A 15656-nucleotide genomic window follows, 5' to 3' on the forward strand; every position below is an offset into this window, starting at 1 on the left:
GGTTTATTTAGGCCGTTAAGTCGTCAAGGGTGCGGCCCCGGTTCACATTACTCCGTTACCAAGGTTATAATAGGCTGACGTTTTATGCTCAGTCTGAATAATGTTTCCAAATCTTTCGGCGCCCGCTGTCTGTTCAGCGGCGTCGGCTTTCATATCGGCGCCCGTGACCGCACGGCTCTTTTAGGGCCGAACGGCGCGGGTAAAACCACGCTGTTTGAAATTATCAGCGGTACCGCATCGGCCGACGGCGGCACTATTACCCGGCCTAAGGACATCACCATCGGTTACCTGCGGCAGGAAGTGGACAATCGGTCGCCACGGCCGCTCCTGGAACAGGTAACGGCGGCTGCCGGGCATATAACATCATTGGAACATCGCATGAATGTGTTGCAGGAGGAGCTGGGCGAAGCGGATCCGGAAACCGACCGGACGGCGATACTCAATGAACTGGGGGAGCTGCAACACCGTTTTGAGGCCTACGGTGGCTATGACCTGGAGCAGACAGCCAGAGTGATTCTGACCGGGCTGGGCTTCAAGGAGTCGGATTTTAATAGGCCTTTGGGTAATTTCAGCGGCGGCTGGCTGATGCGGGCGGAGCTGGGCAAGATGTTATTGCAAAATCCTGATCTGTTGCTGCTGGATGAGCCGACTAATCACCTTGACCTGGAAACCCAGATGTGGTTTGAGAATTATCTGGCGGCTTATCAGGGGGCGGTGTTGCTGACCTCCCATGATAGGGCATTTCTGAACCGGGTAGTGACCCGGGTGGTGGCGCTGGAGAACGGGACGGCGGCGGTTTACCGCGGTAATCACGATGACTATGTCCTGACGCGGCAGCTGGAAATGGAAACATTGGAAGCGGCGGCGGCCCGGCAGGCAGTTAAGATTGAAAAGGAAACTCAGTTTATTGAACGTTTCCGCGCCAAGGCTACCAAAGCACGGCAGGTGCAGTCCCGCATCAAGGCATTGGACAAGGTTAAACGGATTGAAGTCCCGCGGCTGGTAAAACGGATTAACTTCAGTTTTCCGGAACCGCCCCGTCCCGGTGAAGAGGTTATCTGCCTGGAACACCTGCATAAAAGCTACGGTGATAATGTGGTGTATCGCGACCTGAATCTGACGCTGCGGCGGGGCGACAAGGCAGCGATTATCGGGCCGAACGGCGCCGGCAAGAGCACTTTGTTGAAGGTGCTGGCCGGGGTGCTGCCTTTTGAAAAGGGCCGGCGGCAACTCGGGTACAACGTGACCAGCGCCTATTACGCGCAGCATCAGCTGGAATTGCTGGAGCCCCGGAACACCATGCTGGCGGAGCTATGGCGGGCGGCACCGGATGCGGCGGATCAGAAGTTACGGGCGATACTGGGCGGCTTTTTATTCAGCGGCGATGATGCCTTAAAAAAGGTTGAGGTTTTGTCCGGCGGCGAACGGGCGCGGCTGGCGCTGGCCAAGATGCTGACGCAACCGGCCAACCTGCTGCTGTTAGACGAACCCACCAACCATCTGGATATTGCTTCCCGGGAGATACTGGCGGACGCGTTGCAGGATTACAACGGTACGCTGTGTTTTATCACCCATGACCGGACGCTGATCCGTCAGGCGGCCAACCGGATAATTGAGGTCAGGGACGGGCGGGCTGAGGTTTTTCCGGGCACCTATGATGAATATCTGTACCATCAGGAATCAGCCGGGGCGCCGCAGCCGTCCGGAGTCAAAACAGTCAACGGGCTGACGGTGGTCAAGCCGTCCTCTGGTCAACGTCAGCGCACCGGGGCGCTCCGCAATGAGTTTAATCGTAAAATTACACCAATCCGGAAACAATTAGACCGGATTGAACAGGATTTGGCGGCTGAAGAAGCCGACCTGGCCGTTATTGAAGCTGAGTTTGCCGGGTCTGACTCTTATGGAGATTCCAAAAAGGTGGTGGCCCGGATTGAGCGGCACAAGACGCTTAAAGAGAGCATCAAGCGCCGCACGGAGGAATGGGAACGGCTGGCCGCCGAGGAAGAGCAGCTCCGTAATAAGTTAGAGGCTGCGCTGGCGCAGTCTGTTGACTGACTTACCGCGAAGTGTCAATTTGGATGATCTACACTTACCAGCTCTATCTCAAAAAGCCACGGCCAAAGTTTCCCGGTGACGAACAACCGGTCACCGGCGGCGTCATAGGCAATACCGTTCAATATGTCTACGGGATTATTACCCTTTAATTCAGCTGTGAGCAGTCCGGTCAGGTCAATCCAGCCGGTAACGCGTCCGTCGGTCGGGTCTATGACGGCAATCCTGTCGGTCTGCCAGACGTTGGCATAAATCCGGCCGTTGACGTATTCCAGTTCATTCAACTGCGCAACCGGTGTTTCAGCATCGTGTACTGAAACGCTGCCGGTGATGGTAAATGTCTTCGGGTCCAGAAAATATAAGGTGGCGGTACCGTCGCTCATAATCAGCCGGCTGCCGTCATGAGTCAGCCCCCAACCTTCGGTGACATAACTGAAACTTTGCGTTACTTCAAAATTGTCCCGCTGGTAGACAAAGCCGGTGTTTGATTGCCAGGTCAGTTGTATGAGCGAATCCTGCCATAAAGCCAACCCTTCACTGAAGTAACCTGGGGCCAGTGTTAATGTCTGCGTGACCTGCCCGGTAACCAAGTCAACTTTGCGGAGTGAAGAATGGCCGAATAACCCGGTGCTCTCGTATAATATGCCATTGTCATAAACCAACCCCTGGGTGAAAGCTCCGGGATCATGAGGGTAGGTGTTGATGACCCGATAGGTGTAGTTGACGACTGAAGGCTGGTTGATACCAGGCGGGGTATTCGGAGCGCAGGCCGCCGGTGTGGTGACGATGACGGCCGCCAACAGTAATTGCAGCAACCATTTTATTGAACGGCGGGGTGTCGGCGGGGGCATATATTGCTTTCAGGTTCAAAAATATTCATCTAATCATACTCCCGCGGAACGGGAGCCGTAAATCAGACCTATACAGCAACTTGACCTATATCATGTTTGTTCCGGGCATTTTAGAATTATACTGGCTAAGTCGCGTTCCATGGGGACGTGAAAAAATTATAAAGGGAGTTTTTCTATTGAGCGACATGTTTTGTTTTCAGTGCGAGCAGGCAGTGGGCGGCAAGGGCTGCACCAAAGTGGGTGCCTGCGGTAAATCCGCAACTACTGCCGGCAAGCAGGATGAACTGACGGCGGCATTGGTTGACCTGGCGCTGGCGGTTGGGGATAAGACGCCTGAGGTGAGTACTGACAGTCTGGTTATGCGCGGACTGTTTGCCACGGTAACCAATGTTAATTTTGATGATTCGCGGCTGGATGAGCTTCTGGCTCAGGTGCGGGCTGAAACCCGCCGGCTGGGCGGCGGGCAAGATTTTGACGCGGCAGGATTGTGGCAGGGTGATGCCGACATCGTTTCGCTGCGTTCCACGCTGCTGTTTGGGCTGCGGGGTATGGCGGCTTATGCCTGGCATGCCTTTGTGCTGGGGAAAACAGATGCGGCGGTGACGGCGTGGCTGTATAAAGGACTGCGGGAAATGGCGGCGGAGCATACGGTTGCCGAGTGGCTGGGCCTGCTGATGGAATTCGGTCTGGTGAACCTGAAGTGTATGGAACTGCTGGATGGGGCCAATACCGGCGCCTTCGGTCACCCGGTACCGACCAAAGTCAGCACCGTTATTGAACCGGGCCCGTTCATCATTATCAGCGGTCACGACCTTTTGGACTTGAAAGAACTGCTGGAGCAGACTGAGGGCCGGGGAGTAAATGTCTATACCCACGGTGAAATGCTGCCGGCTCACGCCTATCCGGGATTAAAGAAGTACAGTAATCTAAAGGGCAATTTTGGTACCGCCTGGCAGAATCAACAGAAGGAATTTGACGCAGTTCCCGGTGCGGTGGTGTTCAATACCAACTGTCTGATGCCGCCGAAGCCGTCTTACGCGGATCGGGTGTTTACCTCTGCCGTGGTGGCCTATCCCGGACTGGTTCATTTGCCGGCAACCGACGGTCGGATTGACTATACGCCGGCGATTGAAAAAGCGCTGGCGCTGGGCGGTTATCAGGAATCCTGTGAACTGACCGGAATCAACGGCGGTAAGGAACTAACCACTGGTTTCGGCCGGGACGCGGTCATGGGCGTAGCCGGTGCCGTCATTGATGCAGTGAAAAGCGGTGCCGTTAAGCATTTCCTGCTGGTGGGCGGTTGTGATGGTGCCCGTCCCGGACGTAATTACTACACTGAACTGGTGGAAAAGTCTCCGGCGGACACGGTCATTCTGACGCTGGCCTGCGGCAAATATCGCTTCAACGACCTTGATTTGGGCACCGTGGGCGGGCTGCCGCGGCTGCTGGATATCGGGCAGTGCAACGACGCTTATTCAGCCATTAAGATTGCCCTGGCTCTGGCGGACGCCTTTGAGTGCGGCGTGAATGACCTGCCCCTGTCGCTGGTGCTGTCATGGTACGAACAGAAGGCGGTTTGTATTCTATTGACGCTGCTGGCGCTGGGCATCAAGAACATCCGCATCGGGCCGACCCTGCCGGCTTTCATTTCCCCCAATGTACTGGGAGTGTTGGTGGAGCAGTTCGGGCTGACCCCGGTGGGTACGCCTGAGGCTGATCTGGCAGCGATACTGGCAAAATAATAATTATTTGGTTAGAAACATGACAGGGAAGCGGGCACCCCACTGGGGTGCCCGCTTGGCCGTTAGTATTAATCAGTAAAACAGGTTATTCCGTGCCGGGTGGCTGCGGTTTTTCCGGCCGGAGCAACAGGACAGAAGCCTCCACCGTGCGCAGTATCCGGTCGGCAGTGCTACCCATGAGGTAGCGACCGATGCCGGTGCGGGCGTGGCAGGCCATGACAATCATGGCGGCACAGGTATCTGTGGTGTAAGCGGCTATTTCTTCCTCCGGCTTACCGGCGCGTACCTGATGGTTGACGGTAACGCCGGCGGCTTCCAGTGTGGCCCCGGATTGCTTCAGGTAAGCGGCGGCCTGTTCAAAATAAAGTTCCGCTTTATCGCCGGCTTTACACCAGGCAGGGTCAACCACGTTCTCCAGGAATGTCTGGCTGGGTTCGTCAGTGGTGGCGACGCGGCGCTCCGGGGCGACATGAACCAGATTGACGGTCATGCCCTGACCGGACATTTTGGCTGCCATATCCTCAACCACCCGTAAGGCGGATTCCGCCATGGCCGAACCGTCCAGCGGGACAACGATATTGCGGCAGATCTGACTTGGGGTTTTGGCGGCCTCACCATCCGGCCTGACCAGGAGTACCGGCATACCACAGCCATGGACGATGGCATCAGCCACACTGGATAAGGCCACCCGGCGCAAGCCCGAATAACCGTGAGTGGCCATTATGATGATGGAAGCGCCATGAGCGGCGGCGGCACCGATGATTTCTGAGGTAGGGTGCCCCAAGTCTTTGCTCGGAGTATCTTCCTCAATCAGGTCTTCTTCCTCAATTTCCGGCACCAGTAACGGCGTGACCGTCACATCCGGTCCGCCGCCGTCCAGTATGCGTGTTTGGAGATCGGCAGCGCGGGAGTTCAGGTAGCAACGGAAGAGGTTTTCATACTGGTCGGCGCCGGATTCCAGGACACTGACAAGGATAACCTGTGAACCCATGCGGCCGGCCATTTCCTCGGCACAAGGCAGGGCGACCTCGGCCAGTGTTGAACCGTCCAGCGGTACCAGTATTCTTCTGAACATGGCCTTACCCTCCTTTACCCATTATTGACTAAATACCCATATATAATAATAGCACGGCGGTAAAGATCTCCTGGCAATCAGCTGCAAGGAGTAAAGGTTTTTGGCGGTGTTTTGATAGAAGAAGGGAGGGGCAACGTACCCCTCCCTTCTTTTGGAATCACTTAAGCGTGATTAGACCTCGCGGAATTCACCCTCTACGGTGCCGTCGTCTTTGGGCGTTTCCCCGCCCTCAGCGGGTCCCTCGGCACCTTCAGCCCCAGGCTGCTGCTGCTGGGCCTGCTGACTGTAGACCGCGTTACCCATTTTCTGCATTGACTGATTGAGTTCCTCAATGGCGGCTTTGAGCGCCGGGGTGTCGGAGCCCTGAAGCGCCTGTTTTACGGCCTCAATCTTGCCGGTAACCTCGGTGGCTAACTCTTCCGGTACCTTGTCTTTGTTATCATTAAGCATTTTCTCGGACTGGTAGGCCAGGGTATCACCCTGGTTCTTGGCTTCAGCCAGTTCCTTGCGGGCGGTATCTTCGGCGGCGTGGGCCTCGGCGTCCTTTTGCATCTTCGCCACTTCTTCCTTGGACAAGCCGGAGGAGGAGGTGATGGTAATCTTCTGTTCTTTGCCGGTGCCCTTGTCCTGAGCGCGGACGGAGAGAATACCGTTGGCATCAATATCAAAGGTAACTTCAACCTGCGGCAGGCCGCGGGGGGCCGGCAGAATGCCGTCCAGCATGAAGCGGCCCAGGGTGCGGTTATCGGCAGCCATCGGGCGCTCACCCTGCAGGACATGAATCTCAACGCTGGGCTGGTTGTCCGCGGCTGTGGAGAAGACCTGACTTTTGCTGGTCGGGATGGTGGTGTTGCGCGGAATCAGGGGCGTAGCCACACCGCCCAGGGTCTCAATACCCAATGTCAGCGGGGACACATCCAATAGAAGTACATCAGAAACATCACCCTTGATAACGCCGGCCTGGATAGCGGCGCCGATAGCGACGACTTCATCCGGGTTAACGCTCATATTGGGTTCCTTGCCGAAGAACTCCTTAACCTTGGCGCGTACCAGCGGCATACGGGTCTGTCCGCCGACCAGAATGACCTCATCAATCTGGGCCGCTGTCTTGCCGGCGTCGGTCAGCGCCTGGCGGGAGGGGCCGATGGTCTTTTCCACCAGGTCGGCTACCAACTGCTCCAGCTTGGAACGGGTCAGAGTGATATTCAGATGCTTGGGGCCGGAAGCATCTGCGGTGATAAAGGGCAGATTGACCTCGGTCTGCTGGACAGAGGAAAGCTCAACCTTGGATTTTTCTGCAGCTTCCTTGAGGCGCTGCATGGCTGTCTTATCCTTGGACAGGTCAATGCCCTGGTCTTTCTTGTATTCGGCTACCAGCCAGTCAATGATTTTCTGATCAAAGTCATCGCCGCCCAGGTGGGTGTCGCCGTTAGTGGATTTTACCTGGAAAGTGCCGTCACCCAGTTCCAGAATGGAGATGTCAAAGGTACCGCCACCCAGATCATAGACCGCGACTGTTTCCTCCTTTTTCTTGTCCAGACCGTAGGCCAGAGCGGCGGCGGTGGGTTCATTGACGATACGCAGGACGTTCAGACCGGCAATCTGCCCGGCATCCTTGGTGGCCTGACGCTGCGCGTCATTGAAATAGGCCGGAACGGTGATGACCGCCTCGGTGACCTTGTCGCCCAGGAAGGCTTCGGCGTCCGCCTTGAGTTTTTGTAAAATCATGGCCGAAATTTCCGGCGGGGAATATTCCTTGCCGCCGAGAGCGACTTTGACCTCATTATTAGCGCCCTTGGTGACCTTGTAAGGCTTGCGCTTGGCGTCATCTTCTACCGGAAGTTCACGCCCGGCGGGTTCACCCCAGGTGCGGCCCATGAAACGCTTGATGGAATAGATGGTGTTATCCGGATTCAATACCGCCTGGTTCTTGGCCTGACGACCGACCAGTCGTTCGCCATTCTTGTTGACGGCCACGACCGATGGCACCAGACTGCCGCCTTCGGCTGAAGGGATAACTACCGGTTCGCCGGCTTGAATAACGGCGACCTCTGAATTAGTGGTACCCAGATCAATGCCTACTACTCTACCCATGGTTTGGAATCCTCCTTATTAAGTACGATTTGATTATACAACGGTAAAACGCTTAGTCAATAACAGTGAATCAGCTATTCGGTGATGTCCTCGCAGGCCACTTTGACCTGAGCCTGGCGCAACACCTTGTCCTTGTACATGTAACCGGTGGAAAGTTCATCAACGATGATGCCTTCTTCGCCCGGACAGCGGAGCACAGCTTCGTGAAAGGCCGGGTCAAAAGGCTGGCCGACGGTATTCATCGGGGTAACGCCTTCCTTTTCCAGCAGGGTGCGGAACTTTTTCTCAATTAACTGCATGCCCTGCACCCAGGAATTATCCGCCTGTTCCGGGGGGACGGCGGCCAGGGCACGGGAAAGGTCATCCAGCACCGGCAGGATGGATAGATAGGCCAGGCTCTTGCCGAAGCCGACCGATTCGGTCTTTTCCTGATCAGTGCGGCGCTTGTAATTAATGAAATCCGCCTGAGCACGTTTGAAGTTATTGAGGTTTTCCTCAGCACGGCTTTTTTCCTGTTCCAGCGCGGTATTCAGGTTTTCAAACTCTGCCTGAAGCGATTGCTCGTCGGAGCCTTCCGAATGTCTTTTTGTCATCAGTTTCCCCTTGTGTTAGAAAATTAGCTTGCGACGCCGGGGCTCAGACCTGATTTTCGTCAGCGACGGCACCGGGGTCGCGGCCGTAAAGTTCGGCGACCAGGGCGCTCATTACCAGCGATAGATAACGCACCGCGGCGATGGTTTTTTCATAGTTCATCCGGGTTGGGCCGATTACTCCCAGCATGCCGCGGGCCTCGTCGGCCAGCCCGAAGCTGCCCAGTACCACCGAGTAATCCCTGATGCTTTCCTCCCGGTTTTCCTGGCCGATGAAGACCTTGATATCTTCGTCAAATTCCTCTTCCGCCAGCATCCGGCCCAGGCGGCGTTTCTCCACCAGTTCCATCAGTGACTGGGCACGCTGGCTCTTGGCGAATTCCGGCTGTTCCAGGAGGTAGTTTAAACCTTCCAGGTAGGGTTCTTCGTTACGTTGCTCATCCTCGCCCTGTAACATCCTGACGACCGCTTCACGGACCTTTTTCTCGGTTTCGCTGAGGCAGAGGTTGTGCTGTTCAACCTTGCTCTTGCTCAGGCCATCGTAAGCCTCATTCAATTTACCAGATATAGTGTTGAGCTCAAACTGACTGATGGGGGCGTCAAAACTGACCAACTGCTGGCGTACCCGGGCACCGCGCATGATGAGCACCGCCAGCACCAGGCTTTCCTGCAGTGTGACCAGTTCCAAGTGATGGTATCGGGCGCTGGTCTGTTTGGGCTGGGTAACCACGGCTACATTATGAGCCCGCTGGGAAACCAGTCCGGCCGCCAGTGAAAGCCAGTTTTCCATCTCTTTTTCCACTTGATGGAAGAGATGATTGATCAGCGTTTGTTCCGCAACGGGCAGTCGTACATTTTTAATGCTCTCAACAAAGTAACGGTAGCCTTTATCCGAAGGTATGCTGCCGGCGGAATGATGGGGTTTGACGATATACCCCTCTTCCTCCAGGCGCCCCATCTCATTCCTGACCGTGGCGGAACAGACATCCAGGCCGCATTCGGAGATAACAGCCGAAGACGACACCGGTGCGGCACTGCTCACATACTGGCGGATTATACTGGAGAGTATTGTCTCAGAGCGTTGACTGAGCATAGATTTTATACCTGTTTAGCACTCTAACTGCTTGATTGCTAATGTTGTTAATTTAACACCATTAAGGTGATTTTGTCAAGGTTTGGAGCCGGATTTTACCGGGCGGTGTCTCAATAATGATGGTTTTAATTGGACGGCGGGGGTTATAATGGATGTATGAATAAGGCACAATTACTGATTATTATGCTGGTTCTGGGGCTGGCAGCGGCCGGATGCCAGGCGGCGGTTCAGTCACAAGCCCCGACCACTGATGGTGCGACCAATGACTATATCTCCGCGGTTCAGGCTATCGGTCTGGCCGAAAAGCTGATGCCTGAGGGTTATCTTGATCAGTTCACCTTAACCGCTGAACAAACCGGCGATGTCTGGAAAGTGAAGGCGGCGTTGTACCGCAACGTCCTGGTCGCTGAGGAGTTGGATTGGCCTGCCGGGGAGACCAGTTATTTAAATTATGGTCTGTTGCCGGAGGGGGAAGTCCGGATGCTGGTTGTGGAACTTGATGCCGCATCCGGTGAGGTTCGGCATCTGACAGCCTCGGATTCCCTATCCATGCCGGAGGGCGACCTCCCGAACGCCGTGTCACCGGCCTGCGGCGGCTGTGAATAGAGTTTGCCGGGAAGAGCTTTGACCGTTCAGTCCGGCCTTGTTATAATCGCGCCATGGAAATTAAATATCTCGGACATTCATGCTTCCGCATCAAGGGCAAAAATACCACGGTCATTACCGACCCGTTTTCGCCGGATACCGGACTAACGCTGGGGAAACAGACGGCTAATATTGTTACCGTCAGTCATCAGCATGCCGGGCATAATCATACCGAAGGTGTCGGCGGGACGCCGCGGATTGTCAGCCGGCCGGGTGAATACGAGATCGGAGACGCTATCATCATCGGCCAGGCTGCCTTCCATGATGCCGAAAAAGGGCTCATCCGTGGCAAGAATGTGGTCTTTGTGGTGGCGATGGATGAATTGACTATCTGTCATCTCGGCGACCTGGGGACGCCGCTCAAGGAGAGCGAAATAGAGGAACTGGGCAAGGTTGATATTCTGATGGTGCCGGTGGGTGACATGAGCGCGCTCAATGCCGCCGCCGCCGCCCGGCTGGTGCGCCAGATTGAGCCAGCTATCGTTATCCCCATGCACTACCAACTCCCTGACAACAACCGGGAACTGGAGCCGGTAGGGCGTTTTCTATCTGAAATGGGTACCGAAGGTATTGTGCCCCAGGCTAAACTGACGATCACGCGCAGCAATCTGCCGCTGACGACCCAGGTGATAGTCTTGGAAGTATAAGGTAATTTCTAAGAATTAGAAGCCCCCGCAAAGCGGGGGCTTTTTTTTATCACCGGATTTAGGAACCCGGGGGCTTATCCCGGCGGTCTTTCAGGCGGCTCTGTGCCAGGGAAGTCCAGCCCAGGACACCGACGGCGGTCATCACCGCCTCTTTTTCCTCGGTGCTGAGAGCCGGTTTTTGGGCCAGTTTAAGCAAAATATCAATGGCTGTCTTGTGGTCCATGGTCTTCTCCCACGACGGCGTCTGGTTGTTTTCGGTGCCGGTACCACAGGACGGCGACGCCGATGATGACCGCCGCGCCGGTAATCCAGCGTGCGGTGGGAATGCCGCCGACGGTCCAGACATCAATCTTAAAACCTTCCAGAATGAAACGTCCGATGCCGTAATAGATTAAATACAGGATGAAGATATCGCCGGTTTTTAATTTGTCGGCCCATTTTCGTCCGATAATCATCAGGAAGGCGAACCCGGACAGATTCCAAAGCGATTCGTACAGGAACATCGGGTGGAAGTGGGTGTATTGCTCAAACCCCGGCAGACGATTAACGGGATCAATAAAAATGCCCCAGGGGACGTCGGTAGGGTAACCGTAGAGTTCCTGATTGAAATAATTGCCCCAGCGGCCGACAGACTGGGCCAGGATGACGCCGGGGGCGATGGAATCCAGCCACGGCAGGGGGTTGAGCCGCCGCCAGGTGGTATATATCAACAAGCCGGCTACGCCGCCAATGAGGGCACCGAAGATACCCAGGCCGGCGCCGCCGATAATCTGACCGGGATTTTGTGAGTAGTAGCCCCATTGGTCAATGACATGGTAAGCCCGGGCGCCGATAACACCCATCGGCAGCACGATAAGGGCCATGTTAAACAAATGGTCCAGATTCAGGCCGCGACGTTTAGTCTCAATATAGGCGATTATTACGCCGGCCAGCGCGCCCAGCGCCAGCACGATGCCGTAGACATGGATAGTTAAAGGGCCGAGTTCAAATGCCATTGGATATTCTCCATCAAATCAGGGATACAGTGTTACCGGGTACTGTTCCGGGCCTGAGCATAATCTGTTCTTATTGTAACCCGTCAACGACCTTGGTGGTCAAATCTGACATAAAGGTGAAGTATGAACCGTCCGCAGGTAACCGGGTGGGTGCCAGTTCCATTACCTTGATGCCGGTGGCGGCCGATATTTGCTGCACTACGGAGGGTGAAGTGCCGGTTTCGGTAAAAATGGCTTTAACGCCGGAAATCTTGATCTGAGTGACCAGAGCGGCGATGTCTGAGGCGGATATCGCCGCCTGAGAGGACAGATTAGGTACTACTGAGCCGATGATTTCAAAGCCGTAGCGTCGGGCAAAATAGCCCATTGAATCGTGTCCGGTAACCAATTTACGGTCGGCAGGGGCGACGCCGCTGACCAGGTTTTCTATTTCAGCGTGGAGGCTGTCCAGACGGCTTTCCAAACTGCGGGCGGCGACTGCGGTGTTCACGCCCAGAGTGGCTTGTATAACCGGAGCCAGAGCAGTGGCGACGCTTTTTACAGCCAGTGGGTCCAGCCAGAAATGGGGATCGGCAGCCCCGGTTTCCTGTGCTTCCTCGTTCAGCTCGCCTTCACCAACATACCGGATTTCAATATGATCGGCGGCAGTGAAAAGGCGCACGCCCCCGGCTGCGGCCTTGGCCACGGCCGATTCAATGCTGACTTCCAGGTGAAGTCCGTTCCAGACGATAAGGGCGGCCTTGTTCAGCTTCTCAATATCCCGAGCCGATGGCTCCCAGTCATGGGGGTCGGCCCCGTCAGGCATCAGAATGGTCACATTGGCGGTATTACCGACCAGTTCTTTGACAACCGCTCCCAGGATTGAATGGGTAACAACGATGGATTGTTCGCTGACAGCTTTGCAGCCGACCACCAGTGTTGAACTGCTGACCAGCAGGAGCGCGAGTGCTGCCAATATCGACGGTCTTTTCATTCAGGCTTCCTGACAACTCCGGCAGTAACCGGCGAATTCCAGAGTATGTTCGGTGATGCGGAAACCGGTGTTCCGTTCAACGGCGGATTGCAGTTCCAGCGGACAATGGTCGGTAAAATCCACCACATTGCCGCAGCCGCGGCAGACCAGATGGTGATGGTGTTCCGGTGGGCCGGCTCTGAAGCTGATGTGGTCGCCGTAATTAAAACGGCAGAGCAGACCAAGTTTATCAAGCAAGGCCATCGTCCGATATACGGTTACCAATCCGATTTCCGGGTGGTCCGGCTTCAGTGCAGCGTGCAGGGATTGGTTGGTGACTGGATTAGCGCTTTTGACCAGGGCTGCAATCACCGCCCGGCGCTGGGGGGTTAATTTGTAACCGGCGGTTTTCAGCTGGTTGAGTAGTTGTTGTTGAGTGGACATTGCCCTATCTAAATGAAAAACGGTTTCAATTAGATGTTAACAAAGGTTCAGCCGTGTGTCAACAGCCTGAATGATGCGATGACTAAGAGTTGTTTTGAGAAAACTTATTGCCGCGGGGCCAGGAGGCGAATACACCGACCAGACATAAACCGGTGAACATGGCGAAGGCTACCCGCAGACTGGATACCAGCTCAACGTGGACTTCCGGTGAAATCTGGACCCGACCGATAATCAGGGCAAAGAGCAGCATCACGATACCGAGGGAAAACATCTGACCCACCAGGCGCATGGTGGACAGTGTGGCTGAAGCGATGCCGTACTGACGCCGGGGTACAGCGCCCATGACGGCCGAGGAGTTGGGGGAGGAGAAGAACCCGAAACCGGTACCCAGGATGATTAAAGCGGCAATCAGATAAAGCATGGCGGTGTTTTCGCTGATGAAGACCAGCATCGCCAGACCTGCCGTTGATAAACCCATGCCGATGGTCGCTAATGTTCGGGGATCAAAACGGTCAGCCAGCCGGCCGGCGTAGGGTGAAATAAAGGCCATCAGGATGGGCTGGGCCACTAAAATCAGGCCGGCTTCTGCCGGTGAAAAACCCTTGACGAACTGGAGATAAAGCGACAGCAAAAACCCTGTGGCGAAGGTGGCGGCGTAATTGATGAGGGTGGCGGCATTGGACAGGGCAAACACGGTGTTATAGCGGAATAGATTCAGTGAGAGAATCGGGTGCGGGGTGTGCCCTTCCAGAGCGATAAATCCCGCCATGCCTACGATACCGATAACGGTCAGGATGAAGCCGGTGGTATCCGGTAACTCTGAAAAGCCCAGCATCAGTGTTGTCAGGCTCAAGCCGTATACCACAGCGCCTTTCAGGTCAAATCGCTCGTTGCTGGCTTCCTGCCATTCGGTTTTCAGCCGGGTAACGATGAAAAACAGCGCCACCAGGGCGATGGCGGCGGTAACGAAAAAGATACTGCGCCAGCCGAAGGATGAGGTCAGCAGGCCGCCGGCGGTTGGTCCCAGTGACAGGCCGATATAGACGGCGGCGGCGTTGATGCCCAATACCCGGCCGCGCTCCGCGGGCGGATAGACAGAGGTCAGGATGGCGATGCCGGTGCCGAACAGCAGTGCCGCGCTGATGCCCTGAGCGGCCCGCAGGCCAATGAGCTGGGCTCCGTTTTGGCTGAAGCCGATGGCAACGGAAACCAGGGTGTAAAGCACCAGCCCGGAGATGAAAATACGGCGGCGGCCTTTGATATCGGCCAGACGGCCGAAAGGCAGAAGGAATACCGCTGCGGCCAGGATATAGGTCGTGGCGACCCAGCCCAGGGTGATTGCATCCAGACCGAATTCCCGGCCGATAACCGGCAGGGCGATATTGACCGAAGACCCCATGAACGGTGTCAGGAAGGAAGCTAGAACGGCGGCCGCCAGGGTCGCCCGCCGCACGGCGCGATTTGAGTTCTCGGCGGCGTCAGTCAAGGCTTACCTCGCTGCGCCGGTCAGGCAAGCCAGGTCGTTCAGGTTGTGCTGCCTCAGATAGGCGTCTAATCCATTAATAATGTCCAGCGGTGCCTGGGGGTTGACCAGGGCCGCGGTACCGACCTCGACCGCTGAGGCGCCGGCCATGATGAACTCCAGCGCGTCTTCGGCCGACATGATGCCCCCGCCGCCGATGATGGGGATGGACACCGCTCCGGCGACCTGCCAGACCATGGCCAGGGCTACCGGTTTGATGGCCGGACCGGAGAGCCCACCGGTGATATTGCCCAGCACCGGCTTGCGGTTTTTGACGCTTATGGCCATACCCCGCAGGGTGTTAATCAGTGATACGGCATCAGCGCCGGCTTTTTCCACCGCCCGTGCCAGCGCGGCGATATCGGCGGTGTTGGGAGTGAGTTTGATGATAATCGGCAGGGATACCGCTTGTTTAACGGCGGCAGTCACTGTCGCAGCGGATTCCGGCGTGGAGCCGAACTCCAGACAACCCGCTTTAACGTTAGGGCAGGAAATATTAATCTCTAACGCGGCGATACCGGGTATACCGTCAAGACGGCGGGCGAGCGACGCATATTCTTCCACCGAATCCGCGGCGATATTGACGATGACCGGGGTCGGCCATTGTCGCCACAGAGGGCTGTATTTTTCAATAACCGCCTCAACCCCGGGGTTTTGCAGGCCGATGGCGTTAAGCATGCCATAAGGCGTTTCCATGATGCGGGGCTGGGGGTTGCCGGCGCGGGGCTTCAGGGTGGTGCCTTTACAGATGAAAGCGCCGAGGTCGGCGATGTCATACAGGCGGTCCGGTTCATCACCGTAACCGGCAGTACCCGAAGCGGCAATGACAGGGTTTTTCAGTTTAAGACCGGGGAGCAGTTCTACGGAAAGGTTGGGCATGTGTTGATTATAAACCGCCTGTGGGGGGCGGGGCAAACGAGAGACGGGATAATATAGAGAAAGGCCTCCGCTGAT

The 15656-nt window shown here is 56.0% G+C and carries 15 protein-coding genes; 4 read left to right on the plus strand and 11 right to left on the minus strand.

The annotated features are described in order from the left end of the window. Positions 1-84 precede the first annotated feature (84 nt). The gene (locus V8247_RS04915) at positions 85-2055 is read left to right on the plus strand and encodes an ABC-F family ATP-binding cassette domain-containing protein (protein ID WP_338736721.1); all 1971 of its coding nucleotides are present in this window, start codon (positions 85-87) and stop codon (positions 2053-2055) included. 14 nt (positions 2056-2069) lie between these two features. Here the strand turns inward: V8247_RS04915 and V8247_RS04920 are convergent, their stop codons facing one another. Beyond that, positions 2070-2903: a glutaminyl-peptide cyclotransferase gene (locus V8247_RS04920; RefSeq protein ID WP_338736722.1), complete on the minus strand. Its 834-nt coding sequence runs from the start codon at positions 2901-2903 to the stop codon at positions 2070-2072. A 176-nt stretch (positions 2904-3079) separates the two neighbouring features. Here V8247_RS04920 and hcp point away from each other — a divergent pair, with 176 nt between their 5' ends. Continuing rightward, on the plus strand, positions 3080-4645 hold the full coding sequence (hcp, locus tag V8247_RS04925) for a hydroxylamine reductase (protein WP_338736724.1): 1566 nt from the start codon (positions 3080-3082) through the stop codon (positions 4643-4645). Between the two features lie 85 nt (positions 4646-4730). Here hcp and V8247_RS04930 read toward each other — a convergent pair whose 3' ends face one another. The 4 genes from V8247_RS04930 to hrcA form a co-directional block, all read right to left on the minus strand. Beyond that, positions 4731-5720, minus strand: a complete 990-nt coding sequence (locus V8247_RS04930; RefSeq protein WP_338736725.1) for a universal stress protein — start codon at positions 5718-5720, stop codon at positions 4731-4733. Positions 5721-5891: 171 nt separating this feature from the next. Beyond that, the gene (dnaK, locus tag V8247_RS04935) at positions 5892-7814 is read right to left on the minus strand and encodes a molecular chaperone DnaK (protein ID WP_338736726.1); all 1923 of its coding nucleotides are present in this window, start codon (positions 7812-7814) and stop codon (positions 5892-5894) included. Positions 7815-7888: 74 nt separating this feature from the next. Further along, a complete protein-coding gene (locus V8247_RS04940; protein WP_338736727.1) occupies positions 7889-8407 on the minus strand; it encodes a nucleotide exchange factor GrpE in 519 nt (172 codons plus the stop codon). 43 nt (positions 8408-8450) lie between these two features. Next, entirely contained in the window at positions 8451-9497 is a 1047-nt protein-coding gene (hrcA, locus tag V8247_RS04945) for a heat-inducible transcriptional repressor HrcA (RefSeq protein ID WP_338736728.1), read from the minus strand. 156 nt (positions 9498-9653) lie between these two features. On the opposite strand from hrcA, the gene V8247_RS04950 reads away from it, so the two are divergent. After that, the gene (locus V8247_RS04950; RefSeq protein WP_338736729.1) at positions 9654-10103 is read left to right on the plus strand and encodes a hypothetical protein; all 450 of its coding nucleotides are present in this window, start codon (positions 9654-9656) and stop codon (positions 10101-10103) included. A gap of 53 nt (positions 10104-10156) precedes the next feature. Beyond that, positions 10157-10789, plus strand: coding sequence for an MBL fold metallo-hydrolase (locus V8247_RS04955; protein ID WP_338736730.1), 633 nt, complete (start codon positions 10157-10159; stop codon positions 10787-10789). A 58-nt stretch (positions 10790-10847) separates the two neighbouring features. On the opposite strand, the gene V8247_RS04960 is transcribed toward V8247_RS04955, so the two are convergent. The 6 genes from V8247_RS04960 to V8247_RS04985 all read right to left on the minus strand — a co-directional run bounded on the left by V8247_RS04960 (position 10848) and on the right by V8247_RS04985 (position 15581). Further along, positions 10848-11012, minus strand: a complete 165-nt coding sequence (locus V8247_RS04960) for a hypothetical protein (protein ID WP_338736731.1) — start codon at positions 11010-11012, stop codon at positions 10848-10850. Then, the gene (lgt, locus tag V8247_RS04965) at positions 10990-11784 is read right to left on the minus strand and encodes a prolipoprotein diacylglyceryl transferase (protein WP_338736732.1); all 795 of its coding nucleotides are present in this window, start codon (positions 11782-11784) and stop codon (positions 10990-10992) included. Before lgt ends, V8247_RS04960 begins: the two co-directional genes overlap by 23 nt. Before the next feature lie 70 nt (positions 11785-11854). After that, the gene (locus V8247_RS04970; RefSeq protein ID WP_338736733.1) at positions 11855-12757 is read right to left on the minus strand and encodes a metal ABC transporter substrate-binding protein; all 903 of its coding nucleotides are present in this window, start codon (positions 12755-12757) and stop codon (positions 11855-11857) included. Continuing rightward, positions 12758-13180: a Fur family transcriptional regulator gene (locus tag V8247_RS04975; RefSeq protein ID WP_338736734.1), complete on the minus strand. Its 423-nt coding sequence runs from the start codon at positions 13178-13180 to the stop codon at positions 12758-12760. Positions 13181-13262: 82 nt separating this feature from the next. Then, complete coding sequence (locus V8247_RS04980) at positions 13263-14666, minus strand: MFS transporter (protein ID WP_338736735.1); 1404 nt, start codon at positions 14664-14666, stop codon at positions 13263-13265. A 3-nt stretch (positions 14667-14669) separates the two neighbouring features. Continuing rightward, positions 14670-15581 carry a dihydroorotate dehydrogenase gene (locus V8247_RS04985; RefSeq protein WP_338736736.1) on the minus strand — a complete coding sequence of 304 codons (912 nt, stop codon included), beginning with the start codon at positions 15579-15581 and terminating at the stop codon, positions 14670-14672. Positions 15582-15656: the final 75 nt, after the last annotated feature.

The sequence above is a fragment of the Dehalogenimonas sp. W genome (assembly GCF_037094495.1).
Classification (GTDB): domain Bacteria; phylum Chloroflexota; class Dehalococcoidia; order Dehalococcoidales; family Dehalococcoidaceae; genus Dehalogenimonas; species Dehalogenimonas loeffleri.